The sequence below is a fragment of the Actinomadura bangladeshensis genome, from assembly GCF_004348335.1.
Taxonomy (GTDB): domain Bacteria; phylum Actinomycetota; class Actinomycetes; order Streptosporangiales; family Streptosporangiaceae; genus Spirillospora; species Spirillospora bangladeshensis.
Genome location: NZ_SMJW01000014.1, coordinates 1 through 15,699, shown reverse-complemented (window position 1 = coordinate 15,699; position 15,699 = coordinate 1). Strand labels below are relative to the sequence as shown.

15 protein-coding genes and 1 pseudogene are annotated in these 15,699 nt (G+C 73.9%); 13 read left to right on the top strand and 3 right to left on the bottom strand.

The window, feature by feature from the left end; all coding sequences use genetic code 11:
- Window positions 1-144 precede the first annotated feature (144 nt).
- Window positions 145-993 carry an IclR family transcriptional regulator gene (locus tag E1284_RS04945; RefSeq protein WP_243714256.1) on the bottom strand — a complete coding sequence of 283 codons (849 nt, stop codon included), beginning with the start codon at window positions 991-993 and terminating at the stop codon, window positions 145-147.
- Between the two features lie 117 nt (window positions 994-1,110).
- On the opposite strand from E1284_RS04945, the gene E1284_RS04940 reads away from it, so the two are divergent.
- The 3 genes from E1284_RS04940 to E1284_RS04930 all read left to right on the top strand — a co-directional run bounded on the left by E1284_RS04940 (window position 1,111) and on the right by E1284_RS04930 (window position 3,829).
- On the top strand, window positions 1,111-2,580 hold the full coding sequence (locus E1284_RS04940; protein WP_131937510.1) for an aldehyde dehydrogenase family protein: 1,470 nt from the start codon (window positions 1,111-1,113) through the stop codon (window positions 2,578-2,580).
- A 120-nt stretch (window positions 2,581-2,700) separates the two neighbouring features.
- The gene (locus E1284_RS04935; protein WP_131937508.1) at window positions 2,701-3,621 is read left to right on the top strand and encodes a cation diffusion facilitator family transporter; all 921 of its coding nucleotides are present in this window, start codon (window positions 2,701-2,703) and stop codon (window positions 3,619-3,621) included.
- The gene (locus E1284_RS04930; protein ID WP_131937506.1) at window positions 3,557-3,829 is read left to right on the top strand and encodes a hypothetical protein; all 273 of its coding nucleotides are present in this window, start codon (window positions 3,557-3,559) and stop codon (window positions 3,827-3,829) included. The genes E1284_RS04935 and E1284_RS04930 overlap by 65 nt, the downstream gene beginning before the upstream one ends.
- A 107-nt stretch (window positions 3,830-3,936) precedes the next feature.
- Here E1284_RS04930 and E1284_RS43590 read toward each other — a convergent pair whose 3' ends face one another.
- The gene (locus tag E1284_RS43590) at window positions 3,937-4,146 is read right to left on the bottom strand and encodes a TerB family tellurite resistance protein (RefSeq protein WP_279433022.1); all 210 of its coding nucleotides are present in this window, start codon (window positions 4,144-4,146) and stop codon (window positions 3,937-3,939) included.
- A 94-nt stretch (window positions 4,147-4,240) separates the two neighbouring features.
- Between E1284_RS43590 and E1284_RS04920 the strand changes: the two genes are divergently transcribed.
- Genes E1284_RS04920 through E1284_RS04905 form a run of 4 tightly spaced genes read left to right on the top strand, consistent with a single transcriptional unit; the run spans window position 4,241 to window position 8,994 of the window.
- Window positions 4,241-5,773 carry a peptidase inhibitor family I36 protein gene (locus E1284_RS04920; protein ID WP_131937504.1) on the top strand — a complete coding sequence of 511 codons (1,533 nt, stop codon included), beginning with the start codon at window positions 4,241-4,243 and terminating at the stop codon, window positions 5,771-5,773.
- A 1-nt stretch (window position 5,774) separates the two neighbouring features.
- Window positions 5,775-6,389 (top strand): helix-turn-helix transcriptional regulator, encoded by a 615-nt coding sequence (locus E1284_RS04915; protein WP_165965130.1) that lies wholly within the window; start codon window positions 5,775-5,777, stop codon window positions 6,387-6,389.
- Complete coding sequence (locus tag E1284_RS04910; RefSeq protein ID WP_131937503.1) at window positions 6,389-7,006, top strand: Pvc16 family protein; 618 nt, start codon at window positions 6,389-6,391, stop codon at window positions 7,004-7,006. The genes E1284_RS04915 and E1284_RS04910 overlap by 1 nt, the downstream gene beginning before the upstream one ends.
- Window positions 7,003-8,994 carry an ATP-binding protein gene (locus E1284_RS04905; protein ID WP_131937502.1) on the top strand — a complete coding sequence of 664 codons (1,992 nt, stop codon included), beginning with the start codon at window positions 7,003-7,005 and terminating at the stop codon, window positions 8,992-8,994. Before E1284_RS04910 ends, E1284_RS04905 begins: the two co-directional genes overlap by 4 nt.
- 16 nt (window positions 8,995-9,010) lie before the next feature.
- Here E1284_RS04905 and E1284_RS04900 read toward each other — a convergent pair whose 3' ends face one another.
- The gene (locus E1284_RS04900; RefSeq protein ID WP_131937500.1) at window positions 9,011-10,459 is read right to left on the bottom strand and encodes a COG1470 family protein; all 1,449 of its coding nucleotides are present in this window, start codon (window positions 10,457-10,459) and stop codon (window positions 9,011-9,013) included.
- A 189-nt stretch (window positions 10,460-10,648) separates the two neighbouring features.
- Between E1284_RS04900 and E1284_RS04895 the strand changes: the two genes are divergently transcribed.
- From E1284_RS04895 to E1284_RS04875, 6 genes and pseudogenes are all read left to right on the top strand, one after another.
- A complete protein-coding gene (locus tag E1284_RS04895; protein WP_207923568.1) occupies window positions 10,649-12,688 on the top strand; it encodes an eCIS core domain-containing protein in 2,040 nt (679 codons plus the stop codon).
- A gap of 147 nt (window positions 12,689-12,835) precedes the next feature.
- Window positions 12,836-14,386, top strand: coding sequence for a phage tail sheath family protein (locus tag E1284_RS04890; protein ID WP_131937496.1), 1,551 nt, complete (start codon window positions 12,836-12,838; stop codon window positions 14,384-14,386).
- A gap of 30 nt (window positions 14,387-14,416) precedes the next feature.
- Window positions 14,417-14,860, top strand: coding sequence for a phage tail protein (locus E1284_RS04885; RefSeq protein WP_131937494.1), 444 nt, complete (start codon window positions 14,417-14,419; stop codon window positions 14,858-14,860).
- The gene (locus E1284_RS04880) at window positions 14,860-15,267 is read left to right on the top strand and encodes a hypothetical protein (protein ID WP_131937492.1); all 408 of its coding nucleotides are present in this window, start codon (window positions 14,860-14,862) and stop codon (window positions 15,265-15,267) included. The genes E1284_RS04885 and E1284_RS04880 overlap by 1 nt, the downstream gene beginning before the upstream one ends.
- The gene (locus tag E1284_RS41210) at window positions 15,264-15,416 is read left to right on the top strand and encodes a DUF6760 family protein (RefSeq protein WP_165965127.1); all 153 of its coding nucleotides are present in this window, start codon (window positions 15,264-15,266) and stop codon (window positions 15,414-15,416) included. The genes E1284_RS04880 and E1284_RS41210 overlap by 4 nt, the downstream gene beginning before the upstream one ends.
- A pseudogene (locus tag E1284_RS04875) lies at window positions 15,416-15,699 on the top strand (hypothetical protein); the annotation flags it as partial. The gene E1284_RS41210 and the pseudogene E1284_RS04875, both read left to right, overlap by 1 nt.

Here is a 15,699-nt window from a genome sequence, read left to right as displayed (position 1 = left end):
GGGGAACGCCTCGGTAGCTCGGGAAACTGGCGACCGCCACGCGGCCGAGGAGGTCACGGCCCGGACGGCGGAAAGTTGAGGCGACCGTACGGGCCCGTGACCAGGGGAGCAACAGGGTGTTCCGAGAGTTCGAACGCGACTTTGTTATTTGGAACGCGACTCTGACGTGGGGCGATGGCCGAGCCGCCGGGAGATCTCCGCGGCGGCGCGCCGCAGCGGCGGCTCGACGCGTCCCGCCAGCGCGTCCACCGATGCGGGCGCGACCGTCAGGTGGACGGCCACGTTGACCGCCGCGATCACCGAGCCGGAGCGGTCGCGCACCGGCGCGGCGAACGACCGCAGGCCGGGCGCGAGCTCCTCGTCGTTGACCGCGACGCCGGTCTGCCGCACCCGGGCGAGCGCCGCCATGAGCTGCTCCCGGTTGGTGATCGTCTTCGGCCCCCGGCGCGCCATGTCGGTGCGGTCGAGGAGCTGCCGCAGCTCCGCCGCATCCTTGTACGCCAGCAGGACCTTCCCCATCGACGTGCAGTAGGCCGGGAGGCGCGACCCGATGTGGAGGTTGAGGTCCATGGCCAGCGAGCTGCGCCGTCCGCTTCGCCTCCGGTCGACGTAGACGACGTCGAGGCCGTCGCTCAGGCCCATGCTGGCCGTGTAGCCGGTCTCGTCCGCCAGGGTCTGCAGCGGGGGGCCGGCGATGCCGGTCAGCTCCATCGAGTCGATCGCGGCGAACCCGAGGTCCACCGCGCGCGGGCCGAGCGAGTACTTCTTGGTCTCCGGGTCCTGCTGGAGGTACTCCAGCTTGGTGAGCGTGGCGACGTAGCGGTGCGTGGTGCTCTTGGTGAGCGCCACCGCCCGCGCGAGGTCGGCGATGCCCAGCACCGAGCGATCGCCGGTGAAGGCGGACAGGATGCGCAGCCCGCGGTCCAGCGATGCGGAGAAGGAGGGATCGGTGGCGGGGCGGGGACGCCGCCTCGGGGAGTCTTCATCGGTCACAGTGGTCAGAGTATGGCTTGACCGTTCCAGGTATTCGAACGTTTTTGACCGCCGGACCCGCGATGGCAATCTTCTAGGGCCGTAGGACGACGACGCGAGCGAGGAGAACCGGGCCCCATGGCGGATTGGCGCAAGCCGCGCGTCGGACACTTCATCGGCGGAGAGTGGGGCGACTCCGCCTCAGGGCGCTCGTACCTGAACCTCTCGCCGTGGTCGGGCGAGACGCTCAGCGAGGTCGCCGCCGGCGACATCGAGGACGCCGACCGGGCCGTGGCCGCCGCGCACGCGGCGTTCGACGGCTGGGCGCGGACGCTGCCGCACGAGCGCCAGCTCGTGTTCCTGCGCGCGGCCGACGTCCTGGAGCGCCGCGGCGACGAGGTGCTCGCCGCCCTCGCCGCCGAGACCGGCTGCGGCGCCGGCTTCGGCGGCGTCCAGCTCGGCTTCGCGATCAGGCTGCTGCGCCAGGCCGCGCAGCTCGCCTACCGGCCGGCGGGAGAACTGCTGCCGTCGGACGTCGCGGGCACCACCGCGATGGCCGTCCGCCGCCCCGTCGGCGTGGTCGCGGCGATCACGCCGTGGAACGCCTCCCTGACCCTCGCCGGACGCGGGATCATCGGCCCGCTCGCGCTCGGCAACACGGTCGTGCTGAAACCGTCCGAGGACTCCCCGTACACCGGCGGCGCGCTCTGGGCGGAGATCCTGCAGGAGGCGGGTCTGCCGCCCGGCGCCCTCAACGTCGTCACGCACGCCCCCGGCGAAGCGGGCGGCATCGCCGACGCGCTGCTGGCCGACCCGCTCGTCAAGCGGATCAACTTCACCGGCTCCACGGCGACCGGCCGCCGCCTCGCCGAGAAGGCCGGCCGCCACCTGAAGCGGATGGTGCTCCAGCTCAGCGGCCAGAACCCGCTGATCGTCGCGGCCGACGCCGACCTCGACTACGCCGTGGACGCCGCCACCTACGGCGCCTTCGTCCACCAGGGGCAGGTCTGCATGTGCGCCCGCCGCGTCTACGTGGAGCGCCCGCTGGCCGAGGAGTTCGCCGAGCGGTTCGCGGCCAGGGCATCGGCGCTGCCGGCGGGCGACCCGTCCGACCCGGCCACCGTCATCGGACCGGTGATCAACGAGTGGGCGCTCGCCCTCATCGACCGCCGCGTCCAGGAGGCCGTCGGGCTCGGCGCCCGCGTCCTCGCCGGCGGCGTCCCCGAGCCGCCCTGCTACCCGGCGACCGTCCTCGCCGACGTCCCGGACGAGGCCGAGATCGCACAGGGCGAGACGTTCGGGCCGGTCGTCGTCCTGGAGGCGGTCGACTCGGCCGAGGAGGCCATCGCCCGCGCCAACGCCTCCGACTTCGGCCTCGTCGCCTCGGTCATCACCGGCGACCGCCCACGCGGCCTCCGGCTGGCCTCCGCGCTCGACGTCGGCATCGTCCACGTCAACGACCAGCCCGTCAACGACGAGCCGCAGATGCCCTTCGGCGGCGTCAAGGACACCGGCTGGGGCCGCTTCGGCCTCGGCTTCGCCGCCGACGAGTTCTGCGAACTCCAATGGATCACCACCCGCGACCAGGACCGCGACTTCCCCTTCTAATTCCGGCGTGCCGCGAGCGCCCGGGCGCCATCTCCCGTGGGCGTCTCCGGTCTGCTACAAGTGCAGTTTCGACGGATGCGTCCGAGCGGCGCACACGACCGGACGGCGGCGGGGGAGTACGTGAGCGCCGAAGGAAGTACCAGGGCCGTTCTGACCGCGCTGGGCGCGAACCTCGGGATCGCGGTCACCAAGTTCGTGGCGTTCGCGCTGACCGGCTCGTCCTCGATGCTGGCCGAGGCGATTCACTCGGTCGCCGACTCCAGCAACCAGGCGCTGCTGCTGATCGGCGGGAAGCGCGCGGAGCGGCGCGCCACCGAGGAGCACCCGTTCGGGTACGGGCGCGAGCGCTACATCTACGCGTTCCTGGTCGCGATCGTGCTGTTCAGCCTGGGCGGCCTGTTCGCGCTGTACGAGGCGTGGCACAAGATCCGCGACCCGCATCCGATCGACACGTGGCAGTGGGTGCCGATCGCGGTGCTGCTGGTCGCGATCGCCCTGGAGGGGACGGCGCTGCGCACGGCGGTCAAGGAGTCGAACCGCAGCCGGGGGACGTCCAGCTGGGTGCAGTTCGTCCGGCGGTCCAAGTCGCCGGAGCTGCCGGTGATCCTGCTGGAGGACACCGGCGCGCTCGCCGGCCTCGTGTTCGCGCTCGGCGGTGTGGGCCTGACGCTCATCACCGGCAACGGGGTCTGGGACGGGATCGGCACCGCCGCCATCGGCGTGCTGCTCACCGCCATCGCGATCGTGCTGGCCACCGAGGTGAAGAGCCTGCTCATCGGCGAGTCGGCGGGGCCGGAGCACGTGCGGCTGATCCGGGAGGCGATCGTGGCGAGCCGCGACGTCCCCGCGGTCATCCACATGCGCACCATGCACCTCGGGCCGGACGAGCTGCTCGTCGCCGCGAAGATCGCCGTGGACCTGCAGGACGACGCCCGCGAGGTCGCCGACGCGATCAACGACGCGGAGGCGCGGATCCGTGCGGCGGTGCCGATCGCCCGCCTGGTCTACCTGGAACCGGACGTCCTCCGAAAAGGCGGGTGAGGCCGGTGACGCGCAGGCCGCTGGGGCGCCGGAGGCCGAGGTCCCGGCGGCGCTGGCCGGCGCGGGCGGTCCGGCCGGCACGGCCGAGCTGCGGGCGCGGCCGGCCGGCGATCCGGGCAGCGTGTTGCACCGGTTCGCGCGGTCGCTGAGCGTCGAGGAGGCGCGCAAGCTGCGCGAGTTCCTCGACCGCCCGGAAGGCGACGGGTGAACTGGTTCACCTTCCTGCCCCTGGTCATCATGCCGACGCTCGGCACGGTGCTCGGCCGAGCGTCGTCTCCGGCTCGCTGACCGCCGCGACCCTCCAGCTCGATCACGTCATCGCATCGTCCCTGCTGCCGCTGCTCGCCCTCCGCCGACCGCGAAGCACGCCTCCCGGACGGCGGCCTTCTCGCTGCTGTCGAAGTTGCCGTCCGCGCCGCCGATGATGATGCCGATCTGGATGGCGGCGCGCGCCTCGGCGGGGTCCCCCGCCCGTGAAGCCGGGCGTGGCCTGCGGCGTTGATCGAACGATGATCCGTTGGTTATCGGGTCCCCCTAGGGTTGCCATCCGCTAGATGATCACCCGGGTGTCGTTCGCACGGTGATCCCTTTTGGGCGAGAAAAGCAGGAGGAGAGACCGATGATCGGCCTTCGGGGGAAGGCGGGGGTGCTGGCCGGCGCCGTTCTCGTGGCCGTGACCGCGCTGACACCGCTCACCGCGCCGCCCGCGCACGCGGGCGAGTGCCGCGACAACGCGGGCTGGTGGTGCCTGTACGCCGATCCCGGCCTGCAGGGCCTGCTGATCGGCACCAACAACCCGGGCGCGGACGTCGAGCTGATCGGCCAGTACGGCGGCCTCAACGACCGGGCGGACTCCGTGATCAACCGGACGTCGTCCTACATGGGCCTGTACGAGGACGCGGGCTTCCAGAAGCCGATGCTGTGCCTGCCGCCCAACTCCAGCACGAACCAGCTGCCGAGCGACAAGGTGACCTCGATCCGGATGCGTCCCGGGCGCGCCGCCGCGTGCGGGGGCTCCGCGCCCGCCCAGCAGGCCGCCCCGAAACGCACGCCGAAGCAGCAGGAGGAGGAGGGCGCGTCCAGCGGGAAGCCGAAGGTGTCGAAGTCGCCGTCCGCCAAGGCCAAGGTCAGCGCGCCGTCCCAGGTGCCGGCACCGGACGCGACGCCCACGGGCACCCTGCCGGAGCTGGACGAGCCGACCCCGGCGGTCGCGCTGCCCGAACTGGCCGGGACGCACCCGGCGCGGCCGGTGAGCGCCACGTCCGACGACAAGGGCGGGCTCGGCACCGGGGCGCTGATCGTCATCGGCGTGGGCGCCGGTGTCATCGCGCTGCTCGCCGCGCTCGCGGTGGCGGGGATCTTCGTCCGGCGCCGGGGCGCGTCCGCCCGCCGGGAGCCGAAGCAGAGGGCCGTGGCGCCGGGCGCCGACCCCGAGGCCACCCGCCGGGTCGACCGCGCGCTGCGGCTGCTGGCGGTGGACTGCGAGCAGGAGCACCGCGAGGTGCCCGCCGTCCGCACCGTCCTGCTTGCGGACACCGCCCTCACCCTCGTGCTCGCCGCGCCCGACGCCGACGCGCCGCAGCCCTGGCGTGCCGACGGCGACCGCTGGACGCTCGCCGCGTCCGACATCACCGAGCTGACCGACGACATCGGCCCGCACCGCCCGTTCCCGCTGCTGGTGGCCGTGCGGCCCGACACCTGGGTGAACCTCGCCGAGACGCCCGGGCCGATCGCGCTGGACGGGACCCGCGGCAACGCGCGCCGTGCGGTGCGGGCGCTGTCCGGGCTGCTGGGCAACAGCCCCTGGTCGGACGGCGTCCGGATCCGCATGGTCGGCTTCGGCGGGTCCACCGCCGGCCTGGGCGACGCCGACGTGGGGGACGGCGAGGAGCGCGCCCGGGTGGTGTTCGTCGACGACGGGCGCGCGGTGCCCGCGAACGTCCCGGCGGGCTGCGCGGTGATCGCGGTCGGCCGGGTGCCCGGCGCGCGCACGACCTGGCCGGTGCGGTCCGGCGGCGCGCTGGCGGTGCCACCGGAGGCGCGGTCCTCCGAGACCGGGTCGTCCGAGGCCGGGTCGTCCGAAGCGCGGTCCGCCGGGGAGGGGGCCGCGGAGGAGCGTTCCGCCGCGGTCTCCGATGCGGCGGGTGAGTGAGATGACGACGACGATGCGCATCCCCGTCGCGGTCGAGGCGGCCGATCCGATCTCGCTGGCCGGGGTGACCGGCGGGCTGCGCGGGCGTCCGGAACTGGTGCTGGTCGGGACCGCCGAGGCCCAGGTGACGGTGGTGGTCGCCGACGGCGTCGACGACACCGCGCTGGCGATGCTGCGGCGCGCCGGCCGGTCCCGCCGGGTGCTGATCGCCGGGCGGATCAAGGAGGCCGAGCTGCTGGAGGTCGTCGAGCACGGGGTGGTGGCGATCCTGTGGCGGCAGGAGGCGACGCCGGACGGCATCGCGCGGGCGATCGAGTCCGCCGCGCGCGGCAACGGCGACCTGCCCCCGGACCTGCTCGGCCGGCTGCTGAAGCAGGTGCGCCGACTGCAGCGCGGCGCGCTGCGCGAGCACGGCTTCACCGCCGCCGGGCTGGCCGAGCGGGAGAAGGAGGTGCTGCGGCTGGTGGCCGACGGGTTCGACACCGCGGACATCGCCGCGAAGCTCTCCTACTCCGAGCGCACGGTGAAGAACGTCCTGCACACCATGATGACGCGGTACCAGCTCAAGAACCGCCCGCACCTGGTCGCCTACGCCGTCCGTGAGGGGCACATCTGATGCTCCACGAGGTGGACGCGGCGCTGCGCGCGCTGCTGGACGGCGGCGCGCTCGCCGGCAGCGACGTCAAGGTGGTGTTCGACGCGCCGACGCGGGAGTGGGCGGCGCAGCGCAACGGCCCGGCCGTGAACGCCTACCTGTACGACGTCCGGGAGGACACCGGGCGGCGCGAGCGGGGCCCGCTCCAGGTCCGCGACGCCGACGGGAGGGTGACCACGCGGCGCCAGCCGCCGCGCTACTTCCGGCTGTCGTACCTGGTCACCGCGTGGACCAAGCGCCCGGAGGACGAGCACCGGCTGCTGTCGGCGGTGCTGGCCTGCCTGCTGCGGAACGAGACCCTGCCCGGCGAGTCCCTCCCGGCGGACGGGACGCTGCGGCGGTTCGGCGCGCCGGTCCCGCTGACGGCCGCCGTCCCGCCGGTCGAGTCGCGCGCCATCGCCGATCTGTGGTCGGCACTGGGCGGGGAGCTGAAACCGTCCCTCGACGTCGTCGTGACCGCGCCGTTCCCGGTCTCGCCGGAGTACCCGGTCGGGCCTCCCGTGGAGGGGCTCGACGTCACTGTGGTGGATCGCGGGGCGGTGGACCGCGAGATCGTGGACCGCGGGGCGGTGCGTTGACCGATTCGGCCGGGCACCTCCTCGCCAGGATCGAGCTGCTGCGGCGGCGGGTGCGCGTCCTGGTGGAGGACAGGGCCGCCGCCGATCCTACGGCGCAGGACCCGTTCCGGGGCCTGTACGTCTCGCCGGAGGGGGCTGCGCGGCTCGCCGAACTCGGCGTCCCGCGTCCCGGACGCGACGCCGCCCACGACCGTGCGGTGGGCGAGGTCGAGGACGGCGCCGGGGACACCCGCCTCGCGCGGCTCGCGGCCGGCTTCGGGCTGGACGCGTTCGACGCCGAACTTCTGCTGATCGCGCTCGCGCCCGACGTGGACCGCTCCTTCGAACCGCTGTACGGCTACCTCAACGACGATGTGAGCCGCCGCCGCGCGACCGTCGGCCTGGCCCTGGACCTGTGCGGAAGCCCGGCGGCGTCGGCCGCGGCCCGCGCGCGGCTCGGCCCGTCCGGGCCGCTGCTCGCGGGCGGCCTGGTCGTCCTGGAGGACGAGGACCGCCCGTTCCTCGGCCGCGCCCTGCGCGTACCGGACCGGGTGACCGACCATCTGCTGGGCGGGGACCACCTCGATCCCGCGCTGTCCGGCGCGGTCACCGAGGTCGAGGACGCTTGCGGGCCCGTTCCGCCCGAGCTGCGGGCGCTGGCCCCCGTGCGGCGCGTGGTGTACCTGCGGGAGACGCGCCAGGGGTCGGGCATGGCGCCGGGCGCGGCGGTGCTCGGCGGCGCGGGACGGCCGGTGCTGCGGGCCGACCTGTCGCGCCTGGACGAGGCCCTCATCCCGACCCTGATCCGCGAGGCCCGCCTGCGCTCCGCCGGAATCGTCGCGGGCCCCGTCACCACGGGCACCCAGGTCCGCGCCTTCACCGACGCCTCCACCGACGCTTTCACCGACGACGCGGGCGCGGGCGCGGTCGCGGCCGTGCTGACCGGGGTGGTGCCCTACGACCCGGCCTGGAGCCGCCGGCAGCCGCTCGTGCTGGAGTTCGCGGCGCCGCCCGAGGCGGACGCGTGGGCGGCCGAACTCCCGCCCGACGTCGCGTTCGACGTGGCGGCGGCCACCGCGCCGTACCGGTTCGACCGGGGCCAGATCCGGCGCGCCGTCCGCGCGGCACTCGACTACGCCGCGCTGGAGGGCGTCCCGCCGGAGGCCCGGCACCTGCACCGGGGCGCGCGGCTGCAGAACGCGGTCGGCCTGCAGCGGCACGCCCGCCGGGTCAGCCCCGCGGTCGGCTGGGACGACCTGGTCCTGCCCCCGGAGGAGGCCGGGCGGCTCGGCGAGCTGGTCGCGCGCGCCCGGCACCGGCACCGCGTGCTCGGCGACTGGGGGCTGCGCACCGGCGGCGGGCGGGGCCGCGGTGTGGTCGCGCTGTTCGCGGGCGAGTCCGGTACCGGCAAGACCCTCGCGGCCGAGGTCGTCGCGGGCGAACTGGGCCTCGACCTGTACGTGGTGGACCTGTCGGCGGTCGTCGACAAGTACGTCGGGGAGACCGAGAAGAACCTCGAGCGCATCTTCACCGAGGCCGACCGGCTGGACGCCGTGCTGCTGTTCGACGAGGCCGACGCGGTGTTCGGCAAGCGGTCGGAGGTGAAGGACGCCCGCGACCGCTACGCCAACCTGGAGAGCGCCTTCCTGCTGCAGCGGCTGGAATCGTTCGACGGGATCGCGATCCTCACCACCAACCTGCGGGCCAACATCGACGACGCGTTCACCCGCCGCCTCGACGTGATCGTCGACTTCCCGTTCCCGGACGCGGCGCAGCGCCGCGCGCTGTGGGCGCACTGCCTGGCGCCGCCGCTGCCGTGCGGGGACGACCTCGACCTGGCACGGTGCGCACGCGAGTTCGAGCTGGCGGGCGGCGCGATCCGCAGCGCCGCCACGACCGCCGCCTACCTGGCGGCGGCCGCCGGGCGTCCCGTCTCGATGGCGGACGTGCTGACCGGCGCCGAACGCGAGTACCTCAAGATGGGCCGCCTGCTCCCCGGCACCTGGTGACCACCACCGCCGGCGGCTACTTCTGCGTGACGTAGGGGATCCGGAGCGCGGACACGTACTTGTCGCCCGGCGGGACGTTCGTCCGGACCTCGACGGGCTGCCCGCCCGGCGACCGGACGTAGAACGCGACCCCGAGCCGGCCCAACGTCAGCGGCTTGTACTCCGACCCCGCCGAGTACTGGAGCCCGGCCAGCTCGGTGTACTTCTGCCAGGCGCCGTCCGCCCGCAGCCGGATCGGCTTGAAGACGTCCAGCCGGTCGAGGGCGCCCTCGGTCCCGTCGAACTGCCAGAGGAACATCGCCGACACGGTCACGCCGGTCGCCCCGCTCGGCGACCGCACGTAGAAGTCGAAGGTCGGCCTGCTGCCCGGACGCGGCACCTCGTTGAGGTTGTAGATCGTGCGTATCGCCGGGTTGCCGCCCTTGGGCCAGTCCTTCCCGACCGCCGGGAAGCTCTGGCCGGGCGGGACGCTCCACGTCTGGGCCTGCTCGCCGGGCGGCGGCGGGTTCATCCACGGCCCGCCCGCGGACAGGTAGAACAGCATCGACCCGGGCCCGCCCAGCGGGCGCGGCTTGCGCTTCTTCTTCGGCTCGGCCTGCCCGGCCGGCTTGCTCGGGGCGGCCGTCGGAGTCTCCGGCGGGCTCGGGGACCCCTTCTGCTCCGGCTGGCTGGGCAGCGCCAGCGGGTTGCCCATCGGGCTCATCGCGCCGTCCCGCGCGCGCGAGGAGAAGTTCGGCTGGAACGCGAACCAGGCGACGGTGAACGCCACCGCCATCGCCAGGACGCAGGCGCCCGTCCCGAGCAGCCAGCGCGGCATGATCGCGCCCTGCTCGAAGGTGCCGTCGACCTCCACCGGCTCGCGCCCGGAACGCAGCACGTGCACCGTGTACGGGCGCGACTCCCGCCGGCCGAACCAGGTGATGCCGCCGGGCTTGATCCGCCCGTCCACCCAGGCGGCCCGGCCCGGCTCGATCTGCACGTTCGCCGGGTGCAGCTCGACGCCCAGCCGTCCGGCGGGGTCCTTCCCGCTCAGCGACGCGGTGACCTTGGTGTTGCCGAGGTTGTCCACGGCGACCTTCGGCTTGGCGCCGAACCGGCCCCGCACGACCGGCGGCACCAGCTCCGCCCGGAGCACCGTGAACGGGGTGATGGTCAGGTGGCCCTCGACGACCTCCTTCGCGCCGGGCTGCTCGGTCGGCGTCACCTCGACCGCGAACGGATGCCCGCCCGCCGCCGCGTCCGGCGTGCGCGGCGGCGCGAACACGATCTCCGCGGTCCCGGTGGTGCCGGGGTAGAGCCGCAGCGTGGCCGGCTCGACCCGCGCCCACACCGCCGGGTCGCCCGCGACACCGATCCGGTACTCCTCGACGAGGTCGCCGGTGTTGCGGACGCGCAGCGCGACCGTCGTGCGCTTCCCGGGATCGACCGTCGCGGACCGCGGTTCCAGCGAAGACCAGATACTCACCCTCCGACGCTACGAGCGTCCCCCTCTCCGGGAAACGTCCGAGCGAGCAGCACCCCGTGCAGCATGTCCTGCCCGAATGGACCAGGATGCCCGATCGCGCAGGCCGTACTGCCCGATGATGTGCTCCCTCCGCTCTGGCGCGGCCGGCGCCGCGGCGGGACGCTCGGGGCTATGTTCGAGCAGTCTCGTGTGACCGAGAACGGGCGCACCGGTGCGGGCGAGCGGTCGAGCCGGCGGCGGGCACCGCACGCGGGCCGGGCCGCCGCCGCTGCCGCGCGCGGCACGCTGGCCGGTCTCGGGCCGGCGCAGATGCTCGCCCTCCAGCGCGCGGCGGGCAACGCCGCCGTGGCCGGGGCGGCGGCGGAACGGCACGAGCACGGCCCGTCCTGCGGCCACGAGGTGCAGCGGTCCGCCGTGCACGAGGCGCTGAGCCGTCCGGGCGCGCCGCTCGGGGCGTCGGTCCGCGCGGACATGGAGGCGCGGCTCGGCGCGGACTTCTCCGACGTCCGCGTCCACACCGACCACGCCGCGCACACCGCGGCCGAGTCCGTGCAGGCGCACGCGTTCACCACGGGCAGCGACATCGTCTTCCAGCGCGGCCGCTACGACACCGGCTCGACGGCGGGGCGGACGATGCTCGCCCATGAGCTCACCCATGTCGTGCAGCAGCGGTCCGGGCCGGTCGCGGGCACCGACACGGGCTCCGGGCTGAAGGTCAGCGACCCGTCCGACCGCTTCGAACGCGAGGCCGAGGCCACCGCCCGCCGTGCCATGGCGGGCACCCCCGTCTCCGCACCGCCCGCTGGGACGCCCGCCGGGCCGGGTGCCGTCCAGCGGCTCTCCAGCACCGAGGCGGCGACGGCGCTCAAGGACGCCGCCGAACCGTCCGGCGCGATGACCGCGATGGGGACGGCCGCGTCCGTCGGCTCCAAGTTCGCCGACTCGGACGCCTCGACCTCGTCGTCCCTCAGCGGAGGGCTCGGCGCACCGGGCATCGGGGCCGGGGCGGCCGCCGCCGGGCTCTACGCCGACGCCCGGACGATGCACGGCGCACGGCGCGGCATGAAGGCCGCCGAAGCGGGCACAGCGGCCCACCGCAACCACCGCCGGGCCTGGAAGGGGGCCGCCGGCGACGCGGCGCAGGACGGTTTCAACCTCACCGGCAACACCGTGGGCATCGCGGGCGGCGCGCTGAAGGTCGCGGAGTCCGGGGCGGCGGACGTGGCCGGCGGTGTCGGCGGCGCGTTCACCCTGCCCGCCTCGCTGATCCAGGGCGGACGCTACATCCGCAAGGCGCACCACGCGCGGGAGCGGGCCGAGGCGCTCGCGAAGGTCCTCGGCGCGGGCGGCACCGGCGACTCCGAGCTCAGGACGCTGATGTACTCCCGCGACCTCGCCGGGGCGCTCGTCGAGCTCTATCAGGCCCAGCGGGAATGGCGGGGCGAGGTCGAGGCCGAGGCCCGCGAGCTGGCGAACCGGCCCGAGCCCGCGGGCGCGCCGGTACCCGCCTCGATGACCGGGTTCGCGGCGGAGATCGACACCGCCTTCGCGGCGACGGCCGACCCGGCCGCCGACCTCGTGCGCGCCGAACTGGAGCGCGTGCTGGCGCAGACCGAGAACGTCGCCGACCGGATCGCCGAGGCCACCGAGGCCAAGCGCCGCTGCGACGCGGAGCTGACCGCCGCCATCGCGGCGTACGCGCACAAGAAGAACGCGCGCGGCAAGCACAAGAAGGCGACCGTCGCGGCCGGCTCCATCGCCGGTGCCCTCGCCGGCGTGGCCGCCCTGGTCGCGGCCTTCGCCGCCGGGGCCGCGATCGCAGCCACCCCGCTCGGCTGGGCGCTGGCCGGGCTCGGCGCGGCCCTCGGCCTCGCCGTCGCCGCGTACAAGACCAGCAAGTACTTCGGCAAGCGCTGGGACCGGGCGCGGCTCGACGACACCGGAACCGAGCGGACGACGGGGGAACGCATCCTCGCCACCCTGAACGTCATGAAGCCGCTCGGCCCCGGCAAGCGCGAACTGGTCGCCGGCGCCCTCTGGGAACTGGCCGACGAGCAGGACCGCGATTCCGCTGCGGGCGAGCGGGACACACCGGTCGCGGGCGTGGAGATCCCGGCCGGGAGCGCGCTGTCGATCGTCGCGGCGCTCGGGCTCGACTGGAAGGCGGAGAAGATGGGCGCCGACCGCGACGGCGCCGTCGCCCGCATCGCGTCGAAGATGGCGTCCTGAGCCCCCGGAACCGGCGTCCGCGGGGCGGGCGGTTGCACGAATGTGCGCGGAAGGCTGCCTCCGGGGAGGTCCGTTCCGACGTTTTGGTGGTCTGAGCCGGACGGCACGCTGGTGAGACCTTGATCGCTCTGTGGGGGTTTGTCGCGCATGGCCACATATCTGTCGCCCGGTGTGTACGTCGAGGAGGTGGCCAGCGGGTCGCGTCCCATCGAGGGTGTCGGCACGTCCGTCGCCGCCTTCGTGGGGTTCGCGCCCGAGGGGCCGCTGAACGAGCCCACGCTGGTGACCAACTGGTCGCAGTACGTCGCCGCGTTCGGTGAGTTCGCCGACGGGTACTACCTGGCGCACGCGGTCTACGGGTTCTTCAACAACGGCGGCACCACCTGCTACGTCATCCGCGTCGGCGGGACGTCGGGGCACGGCGCGGACGCCAAGGCCATGCCGCGGCAGCTCGCCGCCGGTGCGCCCGCCGAACTCGGCGGGTTCCGGGTGTCGGCGCTGCCGTCCGGCACCGCGGGCGAGATCAGCGTCGAGGTCGCCGACGTCGACGCCGACGACAAGGGCGACCGGTTCCGCCTGAACGTCAAGGTGGACGACACCGTCGTCGAGAGCTTCCACGTGTCGGCGAAAAAGGCGGCCCGCACCTACATCGTCACGCAGGTCAAGGAGCGGTCGAAGCTCATCTCCGTCGAGGAGGCGGCCCCGGCGGGGCAGCTCGCCAGGCCGGAGGCCCAGACGGTGAAGCTGGAGCCCGCGCCCGTGCCGGTGCCGACTACGGCGGACGGCCGCGGCATCGGCCCCGACGACTACCTCGGCGACGCCGCCGACCGCACCGGCTTCGGCGGGCTGGAGGCCCTGGACGCCGTCACCATGGTGTGCGCCCCCGACCTGATGGCCGCCTACGAGCGCGGCGCGATCGACATGGAGGGCGTCAAGGCCGTCCAGCTCGGCATGATCGCGCACTGCGAGCTGATGGGCGACCGCGTCGCGATCATCGACCCGCCGCCCGGGCTGAACGCCAAGCAGGTCCGCGACTGGCGGCAGGAGACCGCCGGGTACGACTCCAAGTACGCCGCCCTCTACTACCCGTGGATCAAGGTGTTCGACCCGTCGTCCGGCAAGGCGCAGCTGATGCCGCCGAGCGGGCACGTCGCCGGCATCTGGGCGCGCAGCGACGCCGAGCGCGGCGTCCACAAGGCACCGGCGAACGAGATCGTCCGCGGCGTCGTGGACCTCGGGCTCCAGGTCACCAAGGGCGAGCAGGATCTGCTGAACCCGATCGGCGTCAACTGCATCCGCGCGTTCCCCGGCCGCGGCGTCCGCGTGTGGGGCGCCCGGACCCTCTCCTCCGACCCGGCGTGGCGGTACCTGAACGTCCGGCGCTACTTCAACTACCTGGAGGAGTCGATCCTGATCGGCACCCAGTGGGTGGTGTTCGAGCCGAACGACGACGCGCTGTGGGCACGGATCCGGCGCAACATCTCCGCGTTCCTCGTCACCGAGTGGCGGGACGGCGCCCTGTTCGGGGCCAGCCCCGAGGAGGCGTTCTACGTCAAGTGCGACGCCGAGACCAACCCGGCCGAGTCGGTCGACCTCGGCCGCGTGGTCTGCGAGATCGGCATCGCGCCGGTGAAGCCCGCCGAATTCGTGGTCTTCCGCCTCGCGCAGATCTCCGGCGGCGGCGAACTCGAAGAGTAACCCCCACCTCCCCAACGGAAAGAGCGAACGATGACCTTCGACGGTGGCGACGCCGTAGCGGCACATAATTTCGGCCTGCAGATCGACGGCGTGATGGTCGAGTACCTGCAGTCCGTCAGCGGCCTGTCGCAGAGGCAGGACGTCATCGAGTTCAAGCAGAACTCGGCGCAGGGCAAGCCCGTCACGAAGAAGATGCCGGGCGTCGCGCAGGCGGGCGAATGCAGCGTCACGCGCGGCATGACGCAGAGCAAGGCGTTCAACGACTGGATCAACGCGTCGCTCAAGGGCGACATGGGCAGCGCCCGCAAGAACGCCTCCATCATCCTGATGGACTACCAGAACAGCCCGGTGAAGCGGTACCACATGCGCAACGCCTGGTGCAGCGGCATCGAGGCCAGCAACCCGGAGGCGGGCGGCACCTCGGCCCTCACCGAGCAGGTCACCATCACCTTCGAAGAACTGACCATCGAGTAATGCGCCGTTCCGCCCCCGCCGTCGAAACGGCCGGGCCGATGCGGACCGAGTTCGAGTTCGAACTCCCGCGCGGCTACGTCGACGAGTCCGGGACCGTGCACAGGCGCGGCGCGATGCGGCTCGCCACGGCCAAGGACGAACTCGTCCCCCTGCAGGACGTCCGGGTGCGGGAGAACCCCCCGTACCTCTCGGTCGTCCTGCTGGGACGGGTCATCACCCGCCTCGGCGACCTCCCGGCCGTCCACGACGGCGTCGTGGAGAACCTGTTCGCGTCCGACCTGGCGTTCCTGCAGGACTTCTACCGCCAGATCAACGCCGAGGGGCACACCCGCGCCGCCGTGGCGTGCCCCGCGTGCGCGGAGACCTTCGAGGTCGACCTCGCGGGGAGCCGCCTGGGGGAATCGTGACGTACGCGCCCGACCGGCTCCATGAGGAGATCGCGTACATCGCCTTCCACTTCCACTGGAGCCGCGAGGAGATCCTGGACCTGGAGCACCCCGACCGCCGCCGCTACGTCCGGGAGATCGCCTCCCTGGTGACCCGGGCGGGTGCCTGATGCCCTGGAACCCCTTCCGCCGCCCGGCCCGCCCGACTCCGGCTCCGGCCTCGGAGGCCGCCCCGTCCCGGCCTGCCTGGACGACGCTGCCCCCGCCGCCGCTCACGTCCCTGCGCCCGATCAGCGACGCGGCCTTCGGCCCGACCCTCCCGACCTGGCAGAACCCGGTCCTGACCCGGGAACCGACCCGCCTCCTGCGCCCCGCCCCGCCGTCGTCCCTGGCCGGCGGCCTGGGCACCGTGCACCGCACCCCCGCGCACCAGAGCGTGGACGTGCCCATGCG

Bases quoted from the DNA above. Each gene is read 5' to 3' on its own strand.
- E1284_RS04915 (WP_165965130.1), top strand. From the start codon at position 5,775: ATGACGACGACGATGCGCATCCCCGTCGCGGTCGAGGCGGCCGATCCG.
- E1284_RS04885 (WP_131937494.1), top strand. From the start codon at position 14,417: ATGACCTTCGACGGTGGCGACGCCGTAGCGGCACATAATTTCGGCCTG.
- E1284_RS04920 (WP_131937504.1), top strand. From the start codon at position 4,241: ATGATCGGCCTTCGGGGGAAGGCGGGGGTGCTGGCCGGCGCCGTTCTC.
- E1284_RS04880 (WP_131937492.1), top strand. From the start codon at position 14,860: ATGCGCCGTTCCGCCCCCGCCGTCGAAACGGCCGGGCCGATGCGGACC.
- E1284_RS04940 (WP_131937510.1), top strand. From the start codon at position 1,111: ATGGCGGATTGGCGCAAGCCGCGCGTCGGACACTTCATCGGCGGAGAG.
- E1284_RS04890 (WP_131937496.1), top strand. From the start codon at position 12,836: ATGGCCACATATCTGTCGCCCGGTGTGTACGTCGAGGAGGTGGCCAGC.
- E1284_RS04910 (WP_131937503.1), top strand. From the start codon at position 6,389: ATGCTCCACGAGGTGGACGCGGCGCTGCGCGCGCTGCTGGACGGCGGC.